The organism is Halomonas huangheensis (assembly GCF_001431725.1).
In the GTDB taxonomy this organism is placed as follows: Bacteria; Pseudomonadota; Gammaproteobacteria; order Pseudomonadales; family Halomonadaceae; genus Halomonas; species Halomonas huangheensis.
In genome coordinates, this window is record NZ_CP013106.1 from 1,177,093 (window position 1) to 1,199,473 (window position 22,381).

The window sequence follows — 22,381 nt, forward strand, 5'->3', positions numbered from 1 at the left end:
GGAATGATCTACAGCAGAAATGATCCAAAGCGGGAATGATCTGTAGCAAAGCGTGAATGATGCATCCCGGGGAATGAATGAGTAGTTGGAACGATCTCCGCTACGTCTTTCTGGAGGAAACGGTCATGCAAGACAAGGTATTCGAGAATTTCAGTGAACAGGCCCGTCAGTTCTTTGAGCCGATGCGCAAGCTCAATTCCATGATGCTGAATAACATGGAGAAGATGTCTCAGTACCAGATGGACTCGATGAAGCGTTACAGCCAGATGGGCACGGAGCGTATCCGCGATGCCTCGGAAATCCAGGACGCCGAGGGACTACGCGACTTCTCTACTCGTCAGGCAGAAATGCTCAACGAGTTGTCAGCGCAGATGCTCGAAGATGCACGTGCCATGAGTGAGATGAGCCTGGAGTTCAAGGCACAGCTCGAGGAGCTGTTCGCAGAGTCTGGTCAGGTGATGATGGATCAGGCCGAGAAGGCTCGTGATCAGGTGACGGACGCTGCTGACCAGGCGACTCAGCAGGCGAGCAAACCCAGTTCTTCCTCCCGAGCGTCCAGCACTTCTACGCGCAAGCGTTCTTCATGACGTCTGCCTGATAGACGCTTTCCCTCGTCAGGCAACGGATGGGACACCACGCGACAGGGATGTCGCTTGATATCACAACTGAATATCACAACAGTGACTTGTTCAACAACAATAGAGCGGGGCGCTGCTCTGGTCATCGGGTCGGCGCCTTCTGAGCAGCACAGGGTGAACGGAGATGCCAATGGCGGCAGGTGATCAGAGTACGGCTCAAACAATGAGTCAGGAGTGGACCGAGCAATTGTCGGTCATTGGCGCGCAATATCAGGCGTTGATGGAAGAGATGCTCGGCCGTATGGTGCCGAGTGATGCGGTAGAAGCTGTGCTTGAGGACGTGCGAAACAGCTTCCAGGCGGGGGCCGAATCCTTGATGCGTGACCCCCAGTTGTTGTGGGAAACGCAGTGGCAGTTGATGCAGGATCAGGCAGCGCTCTGGCAGCAGGCTGTGCACCATGCTGACGGCAAACCGAGTGAGACGCTGATCACTCCCCTGCCCGGTGATCGGCGCTTCAAGGATGAGGCCTGGAGCCAGGAGCCTGCCTACAATGCGCTGATGCAGCAGTACTTGTTGTTCTCGCGCAGTATCGAGGGGCTGGTTGCCAATCTCGATGGCCTGTCTCCCGAGCACAAACGTAATCTGACCTTCTACGCGCGTCAGTTGGTTAATGCCATGGCGCCGACCAATTTCGTTTCCACCAACCCTGAAGTCATGCGACGCACTTTCGAGACTCGAGGCCAGAATCTGGTCGATGGTCTGGCGCGACTGCGAGCGGACCTGGCCAACTCGGCCGAGGGGTTGAACGTCTCGATGACCGATCGCAGCGCCTTTGAAGTCGGTCGTAACATCGCCGTGACGCCGGGCTCGGTGGTCATGGAAAACGAATTGATCCAGTTGATCCAGTATGCGCCGAGCACCGAGAAGGCTTTCAAGACGCCGTTGTTGATCGTGCCACCCTGGATCAACAAGTACTACGTCCTCGACCTGCGTCCAGAGAACTCGCTGGTCAAGTGGCTGGTCGACCAGGGACATACCGTGTTCCTGATCTCATGGCGCAATCCGGGGCCGGAGCAGGGCGATCTCAGCTGGGCAGATTACATGCAACTGGGGCCGATTGCCGCGCTGGAAGGCATAGAACAGGCGACCGGTGAGAAGTCAGCCAACCTGTTGTCGTACTGCATCGGAGGCACTCTGACCGCATCGACAGTGGCCTATCTGACCAGCACTCGTCGGGGGCGCAAGGTCAAGTCGGTGACCTACATGGCGACGTTGCAGGACTTTCGCGAGCCAGGTGAAATCGGTGTGTTCCTCAGTGAACCGATCCTGCAGGGCATCGAGGCCAAGCTCGAGCGTGATGGTTATCTGGATGGCCGCGTCATGGCCTACTCCTTCAACCTGCTGCGCGAGAATGATCTGTTCTGGTCGTTCTACATCAACAACTACCTCAAGGGCGAAGAGCCCGCGGCATTCGATCTGCTGTACTGGAATACCGACGGTACCAACCTGCCGGCAGGCACCCATGGCTGGTATCTACGTCACCTCTACTGCGAGAACCGCCTGGTGCAGCCGGATGGTATCGAGCTGGATGGGGTCAAGATCGACCTACGCAAGATTTCCACGCCCAGTTACTTTGTCGCCACTCGCGAGGATCATATCGCCAAGTGGGAGAGCAGCTACTACGGTGCCTTGCTGCCCAAGGGGCCAGTGACCTTTGTGCTGGGTGGATCTGGCCACATTGCCGGTATCGTCAACCCACCGCACAAGAACAAGTACGGTTACTGGACCAACGATGAGCTGCCCGACAGCCACGAGCAATGGCTGGCCAGTTCGGAAGGGCACGAAGGTTCCTGGTGGCCTCATTGGCAGGAGTGGATGCTCAAGGGCGGCTATGTCGATCAGGACAAGATGGTCGAGGCACGTGAGCCGGGGAGCGGAGAGTTGGCCATGCTCGAACCGGCGCCAGGCCGCTACGTCAAGATGACGATTCCGGAAGTGCTGGGAGAATAGCTACGCGCTACGAGCTACGAACCGCTCGAGCTATAAGCGGTAAGTGATAGGCGGTAAGTAACCCCGAGAGCCAGGCCGCACACCTTGTGCGCCTGGCTCTTGTCGGTAAAACATGGGAGGGGTGGGCTGCTAGAGGCTTACCGCTCCTTCCTCCGCGTGAAGCCCGGTAGCAGCATCAGGGTGGCAAGCAGCCAGACTGGCCAGCTACCGGTGCGACTGAAGGGTGTCAGCCCCGTCATTGGCTGCACTTCGCCATCGAGGCGCAGACTCTCGAACTGAGGCAACTGGTCGAGAACCTTCCCCTGATCGTCAATGATTGCGGTGATGCCATTGCTGGTCGCGCGGATCACATAACGGCCATTTTCCAGCGCACGCAGGCGTGCCATTTCGAGATGCTGGTGCGGACCGATGGAGTCGCCGAACCAGCTATCGTTGGAGACCGTCAGCAGGATATCCGAATGGCGTGCCCGGCTGGCGACCAGGTCGGCATAGATGATCTCATAGCAGATGGCGTTGCCGATCTCGTGTCCCGCTGCCATCAGCGGTGCCTGGCTATCCTTGCCTGGCGTCATGGCTGGCGTCGGCAGGTCGAAGAAGGCAATCGCACCGCGCAGCAGGCTTTCCAGTGGCAGGTACTCGCCGAAGGGTACCAGGTGAGCCTTGCGGTAATGACCTTCGGCGTTACCCATACCGACGACGGCATTGTAGAAGCGACCTTCGGAGTCACGCTGGAGAATCCCGGTAATCAGGGCGGTGTCCGGCGATAGTGCTGCCTGAGCGCGGGCAAGAATCGGTTCGGCCTGATCCTCGAACATTGGTAGTGCGGCTTCCGGCCAGATCACGATGTCTGGCTGTGGCTCGGATGCCTGTCTCTGGTCAAGTTCGCCAGTCATGTTCAGGTAGGTGTTGACCGCCTGACGTTGGCCTTCCGGGGTCCACTTGATCAATTGCGGTAGGTTGCCCTGCAACAGGCTGACCCGCAACGGCTCACCATTGGCCGCTGTCCAGTGCTGGGGCAAGGCCATGGGCACCAGCCACAGCACGGCCAGCATGGGTAATGTCAGCCAGCGTCCTTCCGTCAGTTTGATCAGCAGTGCACCGCTCAGTGCTACCACCAGTGACAGCAGATAGACACCGCCGACTGGTGCCCAGGGAGCCAGCGGTGAGTCAACCTGTGTACTGCCCAGCAGCAACCAGGGAAAGCCGGTGAATAGCCAGGTGCGCAGCCATTCCATCAACACCCAAAGACCCGTAAAGGTCAGTACGCTCCAGCGTGCCCCGCAAAAACGCCGGTAAAGACCGAAGGGGACGGCCACGAACAATGACATGCTGGCGACAAAGAGGGCGGTCAGGAACACCGCCAATGGCATACTGGTGTAGCCGTAGTCGTGAATCGACACATATACCCAGGATGCCCCGGTGCCGAACAATCCAAGGCCATAGCACCAGCCACGCAGTAGTCCCTGACGGCCGGTCTGAAGGGGGAAGCCAGCGTACATCAAGGCTGCGGCGATCGGCGCCAGCCACCACCAACCGAAGGGGGCTGCGGCCAGGGTCGTCAGGCAGCCGGCAATTATTGCGGCGAGATAGCCGAGACGGCCGCTGAACATCTTTTCAAGCATGATATCGATCCTTGAATCAAACGAGGCACCGACCAACCTCAGCAGCGGCGAGTCAGTCGCTGTCGGTGTTGATCAGTGCCTCACTGGATAAGCATCACTGAGCGGTCGGAGCTCAGTGGGCTATTCGTCTTCCTCGTGTGCCTGCTGCTCGACTTCGAGCAGCCGAATACGGCGATTGTCGGCGTTGAGAACGGTGAAACGCCACTCACCAATGGTGGTGCTTTCGCCGCGTGCCGGAAGATGTCCGAAACGTTGCATGACCAGACCGCCAAGCGTATCGAATTCGTCATCGGGGTACTGAGTGGCGAAGCGCTCGTTGAAGTCCTCGATGGGTGTCAGCGCACGGACCGCATAGCGATGATCATCGAGCGCGCGGATATCTTCTTCCTCATCCGTATCATGTTCGTCCTCGATATCGCCAACGATCTCCTCGAGGATATCCTCGATGGTCACGATGCCCGCAGTACCGCCATATTCATCAACGACGATGGCCATATGGCTGTGGGTATCGCGGAATTCCTTGAGTAGGCTGTTGAGGCGCTTGGACTCGGGCACGAACATGGCAGGACGCAGCACTTCCTCAAGCTGAAACGGGTGCGCGATGTCGGTGTGCTGCAGCAGTGGCAACAGGTCCTTGGCCAACAGGATTCCCTTGACCTCGTCGAGGTTCTCGCCGATGACAGGATAGCGGGAGTGGCCCGTCTCGAGGATGATTGACAGATAGTCCTCGAGTGGTTGGTCGACTTCCAATGCTGTGACCTGGGAACGGGGGATCAGCACTTCGCGCACTTGCTGATCACTGATATTGAGGGCGCCTTCGATGATCGTCATGGCGTCCTGCTCGATCTTCAGCCGACTGGCGGCCTGGCGCAGAAAATCCCGTAGCTCCTCTCGTGAGCTGGGTTCATCACTGTCACTGGACAGGGCGCTGAAGATTTTATCGAACCAGGACTTATTGCCCGGGCTACTCGATCGGTCGTCGCTCATGCGTCGGCTCTCTCGTCCTCGCTATCGGAATTGTGTTCTATTGTTGCGTAGGGATCGGCAATGCCCAGGCTCGCCAGAATATCGCGCTCGAGGCTTTCCATGTGCTCGGCCTCGTCGTCTTCTATATGGTCGAGCCCGAGTAGATGCAAGGTGCCATGTACCACCATGTGGGCATAGTGGTCGGCAAGCGCCTTGGCCTGAGCACTGGCTTCATGAACCACTACCGGGTGGCAGATTATCAGGTCGCCGAGTAGCGGTAGCTCCAACCCTTCCGGGGCTTCGAAGGGGAACGACAGTACGTTGGTTGGTGAATCCTTGCCACGATAGTCGCGATTGAGCGACTGGCTCTCGTCGTTGTCGACGAAACGCACCGTCAGCTCGCTATCGCTGTACTCAGGGAATTTCTCGAGTACCGCATCAACCCAGCGCTCGAGCTTGTCCTGAGCGGGCAGGTCGAGTGCACTGCTGGCGACCTGACGATCCACCATGGCGCTCATGAGTCGGCGTCCTCGGCTCTGGGCGCACGGGGAGCCGCCTGGAGCTGTCGCCGCTCCTCCGCACGGGCCTCACGGCGGGCACGATCATCGGCTTCCTGCTGAGCCTCGAACAGATCATAGGCCTCGATGATGCGCTGGACCAGCGGGTGGCGCACCACATCCTTGGAGGAAAAGTGAGTCACGCCGATCCCGGGCGTATCCTTGAGTACGTCGAGCACCTGGATCAGGCCCGACGTCTGGCCACGTGGCAAGTCGACCTGGGTTACGTCGCCGGTGATGACGGCTGTCGAGCCAAAGCCGATCCGGGTCAGGAACATCTTCATTTGTTCGCGCGTGGTGTTCTGACTCTCATCAAGAATGATGAAAGCGTTGTTCAAGGTGCGCCCGCGCATGTAGGCGAGAGGCGCGATTTCGATGATCTGACGCTCGATCAGTTTGCCGACCTGCTCGAAACCAATCATCTCGTAAAGCGCATCGTACAGCGGGCGCAGGTAGGGATCGATCTTCTGCGCCAGGTCGCCAGGCAGGAACCCGAGCTTCTCACCGGCTTCGACCGCCGGGCGCACCAACAGGATGCGACGTACTTCCTGCTGATTGAGTGCTTCCACTGCGGCGGCGACGGCAAGATAGGTCTTGCCGGTACCCGCGGGCCCGATCCCGAAGTTGATATCGTGGTTGCGGACACTGTTGACGTAGCCCTGCTGGTTGAGACCGCGGGGCTTGATTACGGCGCGTGGGGTACGGATCAGGACTTCCCCACCTTCGCTGTCATCTCCGCTGTCTTCTTCCAGTTCCTCGATACCGGACTCCTGGAGAAACAAGTGAATGGTATCCGGTGTCAGCTCGGTAGCTTCGGCCTCGCGATAGAGGTGCTCGACCAGGTTTGCGGCAGCCTTTACACGGTTGGCCGGGCCTGCCAACTGGAACATGTTGCCACGATTGCGCAGCGTCACCTCGAGTCGTGACTCGATCAGTTTGAGGTGCTCATCGCGTTGACCGCAGAGATTGGCCAGACGGCGAGGCTCATTGGGTTCAAGGTTGAGCGTGATGATGCGATTGGCCTGGGAAGATGGCTGGCTCAAGTCAGAGAGATCCTGAGTTGATGAATGGTCGATGTCAGCTTACTGCCCCAGCGTAGGCCAGGGCAATTGTCAGTGCTGTTCAGTGCTCAGTAGCGCTTATCCGAAACCAGTTCGCCACGCAGTGAGTTGGGGAATGCCTCGACGATTTCGACATCAACGAAGTAGCCGATCAACTCGGTCGGATTGGCAGCTCGGAAGTTGACCACGCGGTTGTTCTCGGTGCGTCCAGACAACTGGCCCGGGTCCCGAGGTGAGAATCCACTAACCAGAATGCGCTGGGTGGAACCTACCATACGTCGACTGATCTGCATGGCCTGTTGATTGATGCGTTCCTGCAGAATCGCCAGGCGTTGCTTCTTGATCGGTTCCGGAGTGTCATCGTCGAGACTGGCTGCCGGAGTACCTGGGCGTGCCGAATAGACGAAGCTGAACGACATATCGAAGCCGATGCGATGGATCAGGTCCATGGTGTCTTCGAATTCTTCCTCGGTCTCACCGGGGAAGCCGATGATGAAGTCGGACGAGAAACTGATATCCGGGCGCAGGGCGCGGATGCGTTCCATCTTGTCGACGTATTCTTCGACGGTATGACCGCGCTTCATGGCACTGAGAATACGGTCGGAACCGGCCTGTACCGGCAGATGCAGGTGACTGACCAGCTCCGGTATCTCACCGTAGGCTTCAATCAGACTGTCGGTAAACTCCACCGGATGCGACGTGGTGAAACGGATGCGATCGATGCCATCCACTGCGGCGACGCAGGCAATCAGTTCGGCGAGGTCGATCTCGTCGCCATCATCATTGAGACCGCGATAGGCGTTGACGTTCTGGCCCAGTAGGTTGATCTCACGAACGCCCTGATCGGAGAGGTGGAACACCTCTTCCATGACGTCCTCGAACGGCCGTGAGACCTCTTCGCCACGGGTATAAGGCACTACGCAGAAGGTGCAGTATTTGGAACAACCTTCCATCACTGACACAAAAGCGGTGGCGCCATCAGAGCTCGGGCGCGGTAGATGGTCAAACTTCTCGATTTCAGGGAAGGTGACATCAACCACCGAAATCTGGTTGTCACGGCGGCTGTCGAGCATCGACGGAACCCGGTGAAGGGTCTGAGGGCCAAAGACCATATCGACGTGCGGGGCACGTTTACGAATGGCCTCGCCTTCCTGGCTGGCGACACAGCCCCCGACACCGATCACCAGATCGGGGTTGGCCGCCTTGAGTTTCTTCCAGCGTCCCAACTGGTGAAAGACCTTCTCCTGGGCTTTCTCTCGGATGGAACAGGTATTGAGCAGGATGACATCGGCTTCCTGCTCATTATCGGTCAGCTCCATCTGATGGGATTCACCGAGCAGATCCGCCATGCGGGCGGAGTCATACTCGTTCATCTGGCAGCCGTGTGTCTTGATGAAGAGTTTCTTCGACATGGGAATCAGTCGGGCTCCTGGCCCGGGAGCACCACAGGTGCGTTGTTTCAAGAGAATGAATGGCGTGCGGAACGGGAGACCTGTTCGGGCCTCTGTGCATGGCCAGGTATTATACGCACCGGAAGATTTTCAGGCCAGTTTACGCGCTACCCTGGTGATTGTGTTGTGGTAGGCTTTCGCGAGATGAAAGCGCAGTGGCCCTTCGCGATGGTTGGTCAGATAATGATCGATTCGTGTTGGCGCTAGACGCTTCGCTACTCTGGCGGCACTTTCCAGTGGTTTTCCCGACACTTGTCCACAGAAGCTGTGGAACAATCTCGGTGTCCTGCTGGTCTCATCGCCCGCTGATGTCAGGCAGGATGCCTGGCACGCGGTTGCCTCGCAATGGACAGTCGCCCCTTGAGCCCGGAACAGCCAGGAAGACGGCATGAATATGCACATGATCAAGACATTAACGTTGGGCCTCGCACTTTCCAGCATGGCCCTTCCTGCGGTGGCTCAGCAGAATGATGATGCTGAACGCTGGGTCACAGATGAACTGACGACTTACGTGCGTAGCGGACCTACCGATGGCTATCGCATCGTTGGCACCTTGACTGCAGGTCAGCCTGTGACGCTGGTGGAAACCTCGGGGAACTATTCTCGAGTTCGTAGTGATAGTGGTGATGTTGTCTGGGTCCCCAGCAATCAAATACAGGACTCTCCCAGTGCTCGTGACCAGTTGCCTGACCTGCGTAAGCGGGTTGAGGAATTGACCTCTGAACTCGATGGCATCAACGATAGCTGGCAGGATCGTACTGGAGCCATGAGCGATACACTCAAGGTTCGTGAGCAGCGTATCGCCGAGCTTGAGGCACGCAACCTGGAACTCGAGAATGCCAACGAGACCATCAGCGAGACCAACGGTGAACTCAATGCACGCCTTGAGACCCAGAAGGAAGATCTGCTGATGCGTTACTTCATGTACGGCGGTGGTGTAGCCGGTGTTGGGCTGGTAGTCGGCCTGATTGTGCCGCATCTGCCACGCAGAAGGCGCAAGCGCGATCGTTGGTTCTGATTTGAGTGCTGCGCTTCGGGGCAGATCATTTGAAGAGGACGCCGCATGCAGGAAGACTGGTTGAAGCGCTGGCAGGATGGGCGTATCGGTTTCCATCGCGATAGTGTGCATCCGTTGCTGGTGCAACACTGGTCTGGGCTGCAGGTACCAGAGGGCAACAAGGTGCTGGTGCCACTTTGTGGCAAGACGCTCGACATGCGTTGGCTGACGGAGCAGCATCACCCGGTATTGGGGATCGAGCTGTCTGAGCAAGCGATCGAGCAGTTTGTCGCTGAGGGCGACGGTGAGGTCACACGTTATCGTCAGGCAGGCTTTGGTGTGTCACGCCAGGGCAGTATCGAGCTGTGGTGTGGAGATTTTTTCCACTTCCATATCGAACAGGCTGCCGAGATAGAAGCCTTCTATGATCGTGCAGCCCTGATTGCTCTGCCTGAGGCCACGCGACAGCGCTATGCTTTTCATCTCGCTCAATTGATCCCTCCGGGTGGCAAGGGGTTGTTGATTACCCTGACCCGTAGGGATGCGGGAGGGCCGCCGTTCCATGTTGATGCTGATGAAGTTCAGCGATTGTTTGCCGCGAACTTCTCGATTACGCATCTCGAGGATGGTGAGTGCAACGCCGATGATGGCTTCAAGGAGAGCTGCTGGGCCCTGGAACGACGGGGGCCGAGCCCCGGCCATAACTGATCTTTCCGCCGTAACCGACAGGGCCCGCATAGTGCGGGCCCTGTCGTATGGACTGTACTGTGTGTATGGACTGTACTGTGTGTATGGACGGCAGCTGTGTGGCGGCATTGACCTCGAGCGTTAGCGGGCCAGCAGTTGTCCCAGTTCCGGGTCAGCGAAGGCGCGATCGAGACCGTCGGTCAGCAGATCCTGCACCATGCGAGTGTTGGTTGCCTTGTCGGGAGTCACTGCATAGGTCTGGGCCCGGCGTGAAGTATAGGTACCGGTGTAGGTTTCACCGTTATTGGTGGCAACCGCTTCCAGCACGCTTTCCAGATGAGCCTCGTCAACCAGCGGCCGGCTCTCGCCGCGTACATAGCTGAGCTTCTTCAGGGTGAGAGTCAGTGCTGGCCCATCGTTGGCAGGTGCTGCGGTGGGTGAAAAGCCCATGTCGCTGACTGCACGCTCGGCTTCGCTCTGCAGGCGCGGCACGATCTCATGGGCGGCGACACTGATGGTCGAAGTCGAGTTTGCGGAGCCGGTGCGAGTGCCCAGAGTCTCCGAATCACGGCCGTCGACCGCGATCACCGAGACCTGTTGTCCCTGACCTGAAACAGGCACATCGACGCTGCGTTGCGGCATCGGCTGAAGGTTCTGGGGACTGGAGCAGGCGCTCAACAACAGTGCGGCACTCAGTCCAGCAACGGCCAACAGAATACGACCCGTCATAGAGAACTCCTTGTTGATAACCAGTGCTGCCACTCTACTTTGGTGGCCCGGCTTTGGTGGCTCGGGAGCGCTGGTTGTATGCTGTTCAGGGATTGGCTCACTGGATGTGGGAGACGTCATGATCTCCTGGGACGTCATCCAGCCTCCGCCAGACAAGGCCGAATCATCCAATTCCTGTTGACGCCTGTCCAGCCATTCCATGTGCGGTGGCAAGCGTGGACTTCAGTTGTCCGCAAGACTTGGCTGCCGGGTGGCGCTGGTCTCGGGATAATGGTGCCAGCTCAATGCTCTGGCATAGATTCTGGAGCCTCGATGCAGTTTCAGTCTGCTGGCCTGCTCGTGACGCAAGCTGACCTGCCAGGGCTCGCTCATCCAGTCCGCGGAGAGTTCGACACGCACTTCTGCGCCTACCGGCACAACTGCGGTAACAGTAGCTGGCAGGTGCGAACGTTCATCTGCAGTTTCGGACAGGCCAATCTCGTGGGGCCGCATCAGGACTTCCTGCCGACCTGCAGGCAACTCGTCGATCTTGAGCTGAGCATCGCCGCAGGTCAGCACACCGTTGCTCACTTCACCTTCGAGTAGGTTGACGTCTCCAAGGAACTCAAAGACAAAGCGATTGGCAGGGGAGCGATACAGCGCTTCTGGGGTGTCGATCTGTTCAACATGACCGTCACTCATCACCACCACCCGATCGGAGAGTTCCAGGGCTTCTTCCTGGTCATGGGTCACGAACACACTGGTGAAGCCCAGTTCGTCGTGCAGGTGGCGTAGCCAGCGGCGCAGTTCCTGACGCACCTTGGCATCGAGAGCGCCGAAAGGCTCATCAAGCAGCAGTACTTCTGGCTTCAGTGCCAGAGCGCGGGCCAGCGAAACCCGCTGTTGCTGACCACCAGAGAGTTGCGCAGGATACCGCTTGGCAAGGTGAGAGAGTTGCACCATTTCCAGCAGTCGCAGCACTTGTGCACGAATCTGGCCGCTGGAAGGACGCTCACGCCGCGGCAGTACGCTGAGGCCGAAGGCAACATTATCGAACACCGTCATGTGTCGGAACAGCGCATAGTGCTGGAAGACAAAACCGATATGCCGGTCGCGGACATGCACGTTGGTGACATCACGTTCACCAAACAGGATTCGCGTGCGTGGGTCTGGGTCCGGTGTCTCGAGTCCTGCGATGATCCGCAACAGGGTGGTCTTGCCGGAGCCAGAGGGGCCGAGCAGACCAATCAACTCACCGTTGGCGATGTCCAATTGTGTCGGTGACAGTGCCTGTGAGCGTCCAAAATGTTTCTGTATATGCTCTAGCCGAATACTCATCAGTCAATCTCCCGAGGCGCGGCGCGCCACTCGAGCAGGGCCTTGGCGGCGAGGGTCAACAGGGCGATCAATGCCAATAGGGCGGCGCTGGCGAAGGCGCCAACGGTGTTGTAGTCCTGGTACAGCAGTTCGACGTGCAGGGGCAGCGTATTGGTTTGCCCGCGGATGGCACCAGAGACGACAGATACCGCACCGAACTCGCCGACGGCACGGGCGTTGGTCAGGATCACGCCATACAGCAATGCCCAACGAATATTGGGCAGGGTGACGCGGCGAAACAGGGTGAAGCCTCGTGCACCGAGTGTTACTGCGGCTTCTTCCTCACGCGAGCCCTGAGCCTGCATCAGTGGAATCAGTTCTCTGGCGACGAACGGGCAGGTGACGAAGATGGTCACCATTAGAATGCCCGGCCAGGCGAACATCAGTTGGATGTCATGAGTGTCGAGCCAACCGCCGACCCAACCGTTGCGGCCGTAGAGCAACAGGTATATCAGCCCCGCGACCACTGGTGAGATGGCGAAGGGAATATCGATCAGCGTCTGCAATAGTCGGCGGCCCGGAAACGAGAAGCGGGTGACCAGCCAGGCCAGCATGATGCCGAATACCAGATTGACGGGAATCGTCAGCACGGCGATGAATAATGTCAGGCCGATAGCGGCGAGGGTGAAGTGATCGGTAACGTTACTGACAAAGGTCGCGACGCCCTCGGCAAAGGCCTGAGCAAAGATGGCCAGCAACGGCAGCAGCAGAAACAGGCTGGCCAGGCTGATTGCTGCGGTAATCAGGGTAATGCGGACCCAGCGAGAGTCTCCAATGCGTTGCATCAGCCGTGACCTCCATGCAGTCGACGAATGAAGCGGCCTTGCCACATGTTGATGGCCAACAGCAGCAGCAGCGAACTGGCCAGCACCACTGAGGCGATCGCTGAAGCACCGACGTAGTCGTATTCCTGCAGCTTGACGAAGATCATCAACGAGGTGATCTCGGTCTCGTAGGGCTGGTTGCCGGCGATGAAGATGACGGCGCCGAACTCACCCAGTGAGCGCACGAAGGCTAGCCCGGTGCCTGTGACCAGTGCTGGCCACAGATGCGGAAGAATGACTCGGCGAAAGGCCACCGAGTCGCGTGCACCGAGGCTCATCGCCGCTTCATCTATCTCCGCCGGCAGGTCTTCCAGTACCGGCTGCACGGTGCGCACGACGAAGGGGATACTGGTGAAGGCCATGGCCAGCGCGATGCCGATCCAGGTGTAGGACACCTGCCACCCCAATGGCTCCAGCAGTTTGCCCATCCAACCATTGGCGGAATAGAGCGTGGCTAGAGTGATCCCGGCTACCGCTGTCGGTAGCGCGAAGGGCAGATCCATCAATGCGTCGAGCAGGCGCTTGCCGGGAAACTCGTAACGCACCAGCACCCAGGCCAGCAACAGTCCGAAGACGGCATTGACGAGAGACGCGACGGCAGCGCCACCCATGGTAGTCAAATAGCTGGCAACCACGCGCGGATCACTGATGATGTACCAGTACTGAGCGAGTGACAGACCTTTCAACTGGCCAATCAGGCCAGTCAGTGGCAGCAGAAGCACCAGCGAGACGAATGTCAGGCTGATGCCTAGAGACAGGCCAAAGCCCGGCAGCACACGGCGCCGGGCGGAAAATGATCCTGTAGGAGAGAGTGCTTTCATCGCCGATCAGTTAGCCTGGCGACGCTGGAGTTGGTCCAGTTCTCCGCCGCTTGCAAAGTGGGTTTCCATTGCTTGAGGCCAGCCACCGAAGACGTCTTCCACCTTGAACAACTCGGTGTCCGGGAAGCGGTCGGCAAACTCCTCAACCACCTTTTCGTCATGCACGCGATAATTGAAGCCCGCCAGGGTCCGTTGGGCTTCCTCACTGTAGAGGTAATCAAGGTAGGCGCGTGCGAGGTCGCTGTTGCCATTGCGCTCGGCGTTCTCTTCGACGACCGCCACCGGGAACTCGGCGAGAATACTTACCGGGGGCACTACGACATCGTATTCATCGCTGCCGTATTCCTCGCGGATATTGTTGACCTCGGATTCGAAGCTGATCAGTACGTCGCCAATGTCACGCTCGATGAAGCTGGTGGTTGCGCCACGGCCACCGGTGTCGAAGACCTTCACATTGCCGAGGAAGTTGCGCATGAAGTCGCGCACCTTGTCTTCATCACCATCGAACATGCGCTCGGCAGCTCCCCAGGCGGCCAGATAGGTGTAGCGGCCGTTGCCGGAGGTCTTGGGGTTGGGGAACACCAGTTCCACATCTTCGGCTGCCAGGTCGTCCCAGCTGTCGATGCCCCTGGGGTTACCCTTGCGTACCAGAAAGGCGGTAGTGGAATAGTAGGGCGAAGCATTGTTGGGCAGTTGGCTCTGCCAGTCCTCGGCGACCAGACCTGCATCGGCCAGCACCTGGACGTCGGTGACCTGGTTGTAGGTCACGACGTCAGCACGCAGCCCCTGGAGGATGGCACGTGCCTGTGCGGAGGATCCGCCATGCGATTGCTGGATGTTCAGGTTCTCGCCATGCTCGTCCTGCCACTGCTGCTGGAACTGCGGATTGATGGTGGCGAACAGTTCACGGGCTATGTCGTAGGACGAGTTCAGCAGTTCACTGTCCTCAGCCATTGCTGGTGCTGCGACGCCTGCGGCCATAGCGCTGGTCAGCGTCAAAGTGAGTGCAGAGCGACGCAGAAACAGGGGCAGAGACATGTGCTGACTCCTTGCTGGTGTTGTAGGGAAGGCGTTGTTGGAACGTTGGGAAAAGTATCGCTTGAACGCAGGCTATGGTTGATCGATAGGAATTACAATCCGTCTGGTTATTATATTTTGGAATATGTGTTGGCGTCCAGTGCTGTCGTTCACCCCCGACAACATGTTGCCATTAGCTGTTAGAATGCCGTTTTTGTGCCCTGCTGCGGACCTCATCATGACAGCGACTTCTGATTTTCTGATCGCCCCTTCGATTCTCTCCGCCGACTTCGCCCGCCTGGGTGAGGAAGTCGATAATGTGCTGGCGTCCGGCGCCGATATCGTGCACTTCGATGTAATGGACAATCACTTTGTGCCCAATCTGACCGTGGGGCCGATGGTCTGTGAAGCGCTGCGTAAGCACGGTGTGACCGCGCCTATTGATGTCCACCTGATGGTCAAGCCGGTGGATCGCCTGATTGGTGACTTCATCGATGCGGGGGCGACCTATATTACCTTCCATCCAGAAGGGTCGGAACATATCGACCGTTCTCTACAGCTCATTCGTGATGGTGGTTGCAAGGCCGGACTGGTCTTCAATCCCGCCACGCCGCTGTCATATCTCGACTACGTCATGGACAAGGTCGACATGGTCCTGCTGATGAGCGTCAATCCGGGCTTTGGTGGCCAGTCGTTCATTCCCTCGACGCTCGACAAGCTGCGCCAGACGCGCCAGCGTATCGATGCCAGCGGCCGCGATATTCGCCTCGAGGTTGATGGTGGCGTCAAGGTCGACAATATCGCCGAGATTGCCCGTGCCGGGGCGGACACTTTCGTGGCCGGTTCGGCGATCTTCAATGCCTGCCGTCAGCAAGACGCGCACGACTATGACACGGTGTTGGAGGCTTTCCGTCGTGAACTGGCCAGTCTGGCATAGTCCACTTATGCTCAATGGACTTCTATGCTCAAACGATTATGTGTGAAAAAGACGACTATAATGTGCCACTTTGGTACGTCTATGTTGTAGAGACGGCCGCTGGAGCGTTGTACACCGGCATCTCCACTGATGTGGTGCGTCGGCTCGAGGAGCATCGCAGTGGTCGTGGTGCCAAGGCACTCAGGGGACGAGGCCCGTTGACGTTGGTTCATCAGGTGCCCGTCGGCGACCGCAGTGAGGCGCTACGCGAGGAAGCACGCATCAAACGGTTGTCTGTTGCCGCCAAGCGGCGTTGGCTGACGCAATGTGGGGCCGTATTGGGCAGGTCCTCTTCGGAGGCGAGAAGTGAATCCGGTGGTGCAACACCCGGTTGATGTTCGAAGAACGAACCGCAAGTAACGATCCGCAAAAGGGAATCCTCAAGAGGAGTGGTGCATGGAGTTTCTGCAGAATCTGAATGTTGAAGCGCTGATCGAGTTTGCCTCGACCACCGGGCTTCAGTTCGCAATCAATCTGGTGGCAGCGGCGGCCATCTTCATTATCGGGCGCTGGGTGGTCAAGGCGGTGCACCGCATGACCATCAAGGGCATGGAACGCGCAAAGATGGAGCCGTTGCTGATCAAGTTCCTCGGCAACATCATCTATACGTTGTTGCTGCTGTTCGTGATCCTGGCGGCCATCAGCAAGATCGGTATCCAGACGGCATCGCTGATCGCCGTGATTGGTGCTGCGGGTCTTGCCATTGGTCTGGCACTGCAGGGCTCATTGGCCAACTTTGCGGCCGGGGTGATGGTCATCATCTTCCGCCCCTACCGCATTGGTGACTATGTCGAAGCGGGTGGCGTCAGCGGTACGGTAGAAGATGTCCAGATATTCACCTCTGAACTGACGACTCCGGACAACCGCAAGATCATCGTGCCCAATGGCCAGATGATGAGTGGAGCGATCACCAACTACTCTGCGCATGCCACTCGACGTGTCGATCTGGCGGTTGGTGTCGGTTATGACGACGACATCGATACGGTGCGTCGTGTGCTTGAAGCGGCGATCGCCGACGATTCGCGGGTGCTCGAGACTCCAGCACCGAATATTCGAATCAATGCCATGGGCGATTCATCGGTGGTCTGGATCGTGCGTCCGTGGGTCAAGGCGGTCGACTATTGGGACGTGTACTGGGAATTGACCGAAGACATCAAGCGTCGCTTTGACAGGGAAGGCATCAGTATTCCGTTCCCGCAGCGCGATGTGCATGTCTACCACCACGGTGAAGGGCAGCAGGACAAGCCATCACTGTAAGGCTTGCGTGGTGCACCGAATCGCGTGATATGGAAACCAGCAAGGCTGCCGAAATGGCAGCCTTGCTGGTTTATGGCTAGTGGATTGTGGGCCTTCCCTCAGTGCAGCTTCATACGTGGCTTGAGGAAACGATTGAGGCCATCGACCACCAGCATCATGCCGGTCTTCACGGTGCCGTGAATGGCGCGTTGGTGCATGCGATAGAGCGATGCGTAGAAGAACTTTGCCAGGTTGCCCTCGATGAACAGGCTGCGCGCCGAAGCTGCGCGCATCAGGCTGCCGATAGCGTCGAAATGAGCCAGTGAGATCAGTGAGCCGTGATCGCGGAACTTGAAGTCCTTCATCGGCTTGCCTTCGATGGTGGCACACAGGTTATGGTACAGAACATTGGCCTGTTGGTGTGCTGCCTGGGCGCGTGGAGGCACCACGGAGCCGTCTTCCTGAGGACAGCTGGCACAGTCACCGAAGGCGAATATCCGAGGATCGTCGAGGCTCTGCATGGTGGCGGAGACCTTGATGCGGTTGTTGCGTTCGACGCTGAGCCCCAGCTCGGCGAGAAATTCAGGTGCTTTGATGCCGGCTGCCCAGACCCCGAGGTCGATATCGATCCGGCTGTCATCGGATGTGTAGATGGCGCTGTCATCGACACGCGTCACCTTGGTGCCTACATGAACCTTGACCCCGAGCTTCTCGAGCTCCCGGTGTACCGCCTGACTGATACGGTCCGGCAACACCGGAAGTACCTTGGGAGCCGCTTCGATCAAATGGACCCTGAGTTGCTCACGGCCTAGCGAGGTGAAACCATAGCTCTTGAGCATGCGTGAGGCATCGTGCAGTTCGGCGGCAAGTTCTACGCCAGTGGCACCTGCACCAATGATGCCTACAGCGATAACCGGGCTCTCGCTGGTTTCACTGCCGCTGATGCGCAGAAAGGTGTTGAGCAGAGCCCTGCGAAAGCCTTCTGCCTGCCCCGGACTATCGAGAAAATGGCAATGATCTCTGACGCCTTCGGTACCGAAGTCATTACTGACACTGCCCACGGCCAACACCAGGTGGTCATAGTGAATCTGGCGCGCGGGCAGCACTTCGTCGCCGTCTTCATCGCTGATGGGAGCCAGAGTGATCTGCTGGTTTTCGCGGTCCACGTCACTCAGGGTGCCACGCTGGAAGCGATAGCCATGAGCGGCGGAGTGCCCCTGATAGGAAATCTCATCGAGCCCTGAATCGAGGACGCCGGTAGCAACTTCATGTAGTAGTGGCTTCCAGATATGGGTGGCATTTCGATCAACAAGAATCACATCGGCCTTGTCTTTTCTACCGAGCCGGTGGCCCAGGCGCGTGACCAGCTCCAGGCCGCCGGCGCCGCCGCCGACAACAACAATGGTGGGTTTGCTCATCAAGAGCTCCTTGAATTTGTGGAGTGGCCATCATATGCGCATAGAGGGCTTATGTGCCATGTGAAGAGCAGAGCGATTCAGCCTGTCCTATGCACAAGGTGTTTGAGAGCAGCAGCTGTTGGGCATGGCTGGATGTTCGGTAGAAGGGGCCGGCATGCAGAAGGCATTGACCATAGGGACATTTCTGGCATCCTGCTTGCTTGTGTGCCGAATCAGCCAGGAAATAAATGCATGCGTGACCTACTCGAGGACATAGGCCTGGTGGTCTTTGATCTGGATGGAACCCTGGTCGACTCGGTTCCAGACCTGACTGCTGCGGTCGATGCCGCTCTGCTGGAAGCTGCATTACCGATGGCCGGAGAAGACAAGGTGCGTCGTTGGGTCGGCAATGGTTCGCGTGTGTTGATCGAGCGAGCCTTGACGGATGCACTGGGAGAGGCGCCCGGTGAGGTCTTTGCAGACACGACTCACGAGCAGTTTCTGTCGTACTACGCTGAACATCCCTGTGTTCAGACTCGCCTATATCCAGGAGCCATCGAGGCCATCAAGGGTTTCTGGGTGCGTGGAATCCCCTTGTTCATTGTTACCAATAAACCCGAAGCGTTTGTCGGCCCGATTCTCGAAACGACCGGAATCAATGGCTATTTCGAGGGTTGGCTGGGGGGCGATAGTCTGCCACGGCGTAAACCAGACCCCATGCCTCTGCTGTATGCCTGCGAGCGCTTCGACGTCGCGCCGGCATGCTCCATGATGATTGGCGATTCGCGCCATGATGTGGCCGCGGGCAAGGCCGCTGGTTTTGTCACCGTAGCTGTTCCCTATGGCTACAATCATGGGGAGCCGGTATCCAGCAGCGAGCCGGATCTGTTGGTTGAATCGCTGGCACAACTCGTTTAGTGTCTTTCGGGAGACGCTATGGTTATGCCGTTACTTGATTGTTTTTTGCTATAGCGTGCACCCCTTCCCATTTACGCTGGATTCGCTGCAATGGACAGCTCGATGCCTCTACAAGGTTTCTCGATCAAGGTTCGTCCCAACCGCCTGCTTGTGCCCATGATGGTGGAGTGTGCCGGTATCTGGCGATGGTGAAGCTCATCCTCTGAGCCACTGTGAACACCATCGTTTTCTGCTATATCGAGGACTTCAGGCATGATGACTGCCGAGCGATTCAAGCAACTGGCTGACGCCGGTTACAACCGTATTCCGGTCACCCGTGAAGTACTGGCGGATCTGGATACCCCGCTGTCGACCTATCTGAAGCTGGCCGATGCGCCCTGGACTTTCCTGCTCGAGTCCGTGACTGGCGGAGAGAAGTGGGGGCGCTATTCGATCATTGGTCTGCCATGTCGCGAGCGTATCGAAGTGCGCGGGCATACTGTGACTCACTTACTCGATGGCCAGACCCAGCAAGTCGCCGAAGTTCCGGATCCTCTTGCGTGGATCGAGGAATTTCACGCGCGCTTCAAGGTGCCGCAGTTGGACGATCAACCGCGCTTTGATGGTGGTCTGGTGGGATATTTCGGTTATGACACCATTCGCTACATCGAGCCGCGGCTGGCGGGTGTTGAAAAGCCTGATCCGATCGGGGTGCCGGATATTCTGCTGATGGTCAGCGAAGAGCTGGTGGTTTTCGACAATCTGTATGGCCGCCTGACGCTATGGACCCATGCCGATCCGGCGGAAGCTGACGCCCTGCAGCGGTCTCAACAGCGCCTCGCGGATCTGGAAGATCGCCTGCGTAGTCCATTGACACTGTCGCGACGGCCTGTCGGGGAGCGGCCTGCCATCGAGGAAGGGCACTTCACCTCCGGGTTCTCGGAAGACGGCTTCAAGGCTGCGGTGGAGCGCATCAAGGACTATGTTCTTGCCGGCGACCTCATGCAGTGCGTACCGTCACAGCGGATGAGCATCGAGTTCGGTGCTGAGCCTCTGGATCTATATCGTGCTCTGCGTAGCCTCAATCCGTCGCCATACATGTTTTTCCTGCATCTGGACGATCACCATGTGGTGGGGTCCTCACCGGAAATTCTTACTCGCATGGAGGAGGGCGTGGTGACGGTGCGCCCTCTTGCCGGCACCCGCGTGCGAGGCAAGACAGAAGCCGAAGACAAGGCACTGGAGCAGGATCTGCTCAATGATCCCAAGGAAGTGGCCGAGCATCTGATGCTGATCGACCTCGGGCGCAATGATGTCGGGCGTATCAGCGAGGTGGGTTCTGTTGAGGTGACTGACCAGATGGTGGTCGAACGCTATTCGCATGTAATGCACATCGTCTCCAATGTCACGGGCCGGATGAAGCCGGGGCACACTGCGATGGATGCTCTACGCGCAACCTTCCCGGCGGGTACCTTGTCTGGCGCGCCCAAGATCCGGGCCATGGAGATCATCGACGAGCTGGAACCGGTCAAACGAGGCGTCTATTCCGGAGCCGTGGGTTATCTGTCCTGGCATGGCAATATGGATACCGCGATTGCCATTCGCACTGCGGTGATCAAGGATGGGCAATTGCATGTGCAGTGCGGTGCCGGCGTGGTTGCGGATTCCGTACCTGAACTGGAATGGCAGGAAACCCTGAACAAGGGCCGTGCGCTGTTCCGTGCCGTGGCCATGGCCGAGCGTGGCCTCGATGGCTCCAGAGACTGAGTGAGTCGTCGTATCAGGAGTTGCCCAAATAGCTATGCCGGACACAACAATGCCGCCTCAAGGGCGGCATTGTTGTGTCCGGCATCTGTCGATGGACGAATGCAGGCTCCTGTGGGGCAGAGCCTATGCTCAGTCTTCGGCGTTGGACAGTTCCATGATCATGCGTGTGGTTAGATAGAGGCGTGGCAGTATGCTATCGACCAGTATGAACTCCTCGTCACTGTGGTAGCGTCCGCCGACCAGACCGAGTGACTCCAGCACGGCAGGAGTCTCTGCGTCCTCGTGATAGGCGTAGGCTGCGTCGGTACCTCCGCCTATCTCTACCGCCTGTAGTTCACGGTCGAGTTCCTGATAGATCTGCTGCGCCTGCTCCGCGAGAGCTTCGGTCTGAGGGTTGGAGGGCAGGGGTGGGCGGCCCTTGTCGAGACGGAATTCGACTTCAGTATCATCAATCAACTGGTTGGCGGTGATCTCACGAGCTTCATTCAGCACGCGTTCGTATTCGCTGCTGTCGAAGTAGCGCATATCACCCTCAGCCTGGGCATGTTCGGGAATGATATTGCGCTTGCTGCCACCTTCGATAATCGTCCAGTTGAGAGTGGTTTCCTTGTCAGGGTCGCCGAGCTCTCCCAACTGAAGCAGTTGATGGGAGAGCTCCATCACGGCATTGCGTCCCTGTTCGGGGGCGCCTCCGGCGTGGGAAGCTCGACCAGTTACCTCAAGGAAAGCGTAGTTGATACCTTTGGTGACGACAGTTACGGCATCGGAGGCCCCGTCACTGAAGGTAGGTTCAAACACCAGCACTCCGTCCTGTTCGGCGGACAGTTGCTGGATCAGGTCGCGAGACCCGAGCGAGCCTTTTTCTTCATCGGGGTTGAGGACCACGGTCAGCTGACCATAGTCGTCGAAGCCGAGCGTCTTCAGTGCCTCTAGACTGTGCAGGATCACTGCCACGCCACCCTTGGCATCACCTACTCCGGGACCATAGGCGCGCCCATCCTCTATGCGGAAGGGGCGATCCTCGGCCGTTTCCTCGCCGAACACGGTATCGTAGTGGATCATCAACATGATGTTGCGCTCACCATTGCCCTGAAGTCGGCCGACCAGAGTGTTGCCGCCGTAGACCTCGGCGGGGTGAGCTTCCACCTTGGCGCCTAATGCTTCGAGGTGCTCTGTGAGAACTGCCTCGACCTCGCTCAGGCCAGCGACGAAGCCGGTGCCTGAGTCAATATTCACCAGTGTTTCCAGGGTTTGTAGCAACGGCTGTTGCTGTTGCTCGACAGCGTCGTACACATCCTGCTGTGGAGCGGCATGTGCGGTAGCGGTAAACATGCCATATGCCAATCCCATGGCCAGCATCGAGCATTTCATCAGAGGATCCTTATGTTCTTTGTCCATTTATTGTCAGTCTATTCGTTGCCAGTCTATTCG

21 protein-coding genes are annotated in these 22,381 nt (G+C 58.1%); 9 read left to right on the top strand and 12 right to left on the bottom strand.

The features are described from left to right. Positions 1 to 125 precede the first annotated feature (125 nt). Together AR456_RS05355 and phaC are read left to right on the top strand one after the other, a co-directional pair. On the top strand, positions 126 to 587 hold the full coding sequence (locus AR456_RS05355; RefSeq protein ID WP_021820334.1) for a phasin family protein: 462 nt from the start codon (positions 126 to 128) through the stop codon (positions 585 to 587). 181 nt (positions 588 to 768) lie between these two features. Continuing rightward, complete coding sequence (gene phaC, locus AR456_RS05360) at positions 769 to 2,589, top strand: class I poly(R)-hydroxyalkanoic acid synthase (protein ID WP_021820335.1); 1,821 nt, start codon at positions 769 to 771, stop codon at positions 2,587 to 2,589. A gap of 137 nt (positions 2,590 to 2,726) precedes the next feature. On the opposite strand, the gene lnt is transcribed toward phaC, so the two are convergent. The 5 genes from lnt to miaB form a co-directional block, all read right to left on the bottom strand. Next, positions 2,727 to 4,211, bottom strand: coding sequence for an apolipoprotein N-acyltransferase (lnt, locus tag AR456_RS05365; protein WP_021820336.1), 1,485 nt, complete (start codon positions 4,209 to 4,211; stop codon positions 2,727 to 2,729). A 120-nt stretch (positions 4,212 to 4,331) separates the two neighbouring features. Continuing rightward, complete coding sequence (locus AR456_RS05370) at positions 4,332 to 5,198, bottom strand: HlyC/CorC family transporter (protein ID WP_021820337.1); 867 nt, start codon at positions 5,196 to 5,198, stop codon at positions 4,332 to 4,334. After that, complete coding sequence (gene ybeY / locus AR456_RS05375; protein WP_021820338.1) at positions 5,195 to 5,695, bottom strand: rRNA maturation RNase YbeY; 501 nt, start codon at positions 5,693 to 5,695, stop codon at positions 5,195 to 5,197. Before ybeY ends, AR456_RS05370 begins: the two co-directional genes overlap by 4 nt. Continuing rightward, entirely contained in the window at positions 5,692 to 6,777 is a 1,086-nt protein-coding gene (locus tag AR456_RS05380; RefSeq protein WP_021820339.1) for a PhoH family protein, read from the bottom strand. Before AR456_RS05380 ends, ybeY begins: the two co-directional genes overlap by 4 nt. Before the next feature lie 86 nt (positions 6,778 to 6,863). Next, positions 6,864 to 8,207 carry a tRNA (N6-isopentenyl adenosine(37)-C2)-methylthiotransferase MiaB gene (miaB, locus tag AR456_RS05385; protein WP_021820340.1) on the bottom strand — a complete coding sequence of 448 codons (1,344 nt, stop codon included), beginning with the start codon at positions 8,205 to 8,207 and terminating at the stop codon, positions 6,864 to 6,866. Positions 8,208 to 8,634: 427 nt separating this feature from the next. Here miaB and AR456_RS05390 point away from each other — a divergent pair, with 427 nt between their 5' ends. Then, positions 8,635 to 9,264 carry a TIGR04211 family SH3 domain-containing protein gene (locus tag AR456_RS05390; protein ID WP_021820341.1) on the top strand — a complete coding sequence of 210 codons (630 nt, stop codon included), beginning with the start codon at positions 8,635 to 8,637 and terminating at the stop codon, positions 9,262 to 9,264. Positions 9,265 to 9,309: 45 nt separating this feature from the next. After that, entirely contained in the window at positions 9,310 to 9,951 is a 642-nt protein-coding gene (tmpT, locus tag AR456_RS05395) for a thiopurine S-methyltransferase (protein WP_021820342.1), read from the top strand. 120 nt (positions 9,952 to 10,071) lie between these two features. On the opposite strand, the gene AR456_RS05400 is transcribed toward tmpT, so the two are convergent. From AR456_RS05400 to cysP, 5 genes are all read right to left on the bottom strand, one after another. After that, the gene (locus tag AR456_RS05400; protein WP_021820343.1) at positions 10,072 to 10,659 is read right to left on the bottom strand and encodes a YajG family lipoprotein; all 588 of its coding nucleotides are present in this window, start codon (positions 10,657 to 10,659) and stop codon (positions 10,072 to 10,074) included. 222 nt (positions 10,660 to 10,881) lie between these two features. Beyond that, positions 10,882 to 11,976, bottom strand: a complete 1,095-nt coding sequence (locus tag AR456_RS05405; RefSeq protein WP_021820344.1) for a sulfate/molybdate ABC transporter ATP-binding protein — start codon at positions 11,974 to 11,976, stop codon at positions 10,882 to 10,884. Next, positions 11,976 to 12,800: a sulfate ABC transporter permease subunit CysW gene (gene cysW, locus AR456_RS05410; protein WP_021820345.1), complete on the bottom strand. Its 825-nt coding sequence runs from the start codon at positions 12,798 to 12,800 to the stop codon at positions 11,976 to 11,978. The genes AR456_RS05405 and cysW overlap by 1 nt, the downstream gene beginning before the upstream one ends. Then, positions 12,800 to 13,660 (bottom strand): sulfate ABC transporter permease subunit CysT, encoded by an 861-nt coding sequence (gene cysT, locus AR456_RS05415; RefSeq protein ID WP_031208558.1) that lies wholly within the window; start codon positions 13,658 to 13,660, stop codon positions 12,800 to 12,802. The genes cysW and cysT overlap by 1 nt, the downstream gene beginning before the upstream one ends. Before the next feature lie 6 nt (positions 13,661 to 13,666). Continuing rightward, entirely contained in the window at positions 13,667 to 14,698 is a 1,032-nt protein-coding gene (gene cysP / locus AR456_RS05420; protein ID WP_021820347.1) for a thiosulfate ABC transporter substrate-binding protein CysP, read from the bottom strand. A gap of 217 nt (positions 14,699 to 14,915) precedes the next feature. On the opposite strand from cysP, the gene rpe reads away from it, so the two are divergent. The 3 genes from rpe to AR456_RS05435 all read left to right on the top strand — a co-directional run bounded on the left by rpe (position 14,916) and on the right by AR456_RS05435 (position 16,910). Then, a complete protein-coding gene (gene rpe, locus AR456_RS05425) occupies positions 14,916 to 15,614 on the top strand; it encodes a ribulose-phosphate 3-epimerase (RefSeq protein ID WP_021820348.1) in 699 nt (232 codons plus the stop codon). Positions 15,615 to 15,676: 62 nt separating this feature from the next. Continuing rightward, positions 15,677 to 15,988: a GIY-YIG nuclease family protein gene (locus AR456_RS05430; RefSeq protein ID WP_155829329.1), complete on the top strand. Its 312-nt coding sequence runs from the start codon at positions 15,677 to 15,679 to the stop codon at positions 15,986 to 15,988. Between the two features lie 61 nt (positions 15,989 to 16,049). Beyond that, positions 16,050 to 16,910 carry a mechanosensitive ion channel family protein gene (locus AR456_RS05435; RefSeq protein ID WP_021820350.1) on the top strand — a complete coding sequence of 287 codons (861 nt, stop codon included), beginning with the start codon at positions 16,050 to 16,052 and terminating at the stop codon, positions 16,908 to 16,910. A gap of 98 nt (positions 16,911 to 17,008) precedes the next feature. Here the strand turns inward: AR456_RS05435 and AR456_RS05440 are convergent, their stop codons facing one another. Then, positions 17,009 to 18,307, bottom strand: a complete 1,299-nt coding sequence (locus AR456_RS05440) for an NAD(P)/FAD-dependent oxidoreductase (RefSeq protein WP_021820351.1) — start codon at positions 18,305 to 18,307, stop codon at positions 17,009 to 17,011. A gap of 231 nt (positions 18,308 to 18,538) precedes the next feature. Between AR456_RS05440 and AR456_RS05445 the strand changes: the two genes are divergently transcribed. Beyond that, the gene (locus AR456_RS05445; RefSeq protein ID WP_021820352.1) at positions 18,539 to 19,204 is read left to right on the top strand and encodes a phosphoglycolate phosphatase; all 666 of its coding nucleotides are present in this window, start codon (positions 18,539 to 18,541) and stop codon (positions 19,202 to 19,204) included. A 255-nt stretch (positions 19,205 to 19,459) separates the two neighbouring features. Further along, on the top strand, positions 19,460 to 20,950 hold the full coding sequence (trpE, locus tag AR456_RS05450; protein WP_031208564.1) for an anthranilate synthase component I: 1,491 nt from the start codon (positions 19,460 to 19,462) through the stop codon (positions 20,948 to 20,950). 129 nt (positions 20,951 to 21,079) lie between these two features. Here trpE and AR456_RS05455 read toward each other — a convergent pair whose 3' ends face one another. Beyond that, entirely contained in the window at positions 21,080 to 22,321 is a 1,242-nt protein-coding gene (locus AR456_RS05455) for a glutamate carboxypeptidase (RefSeq protein ID WP_021820355.1), read from the bottom strand. Positions 22,322 to 22,381: the final 60 nt, after the last annotated feature.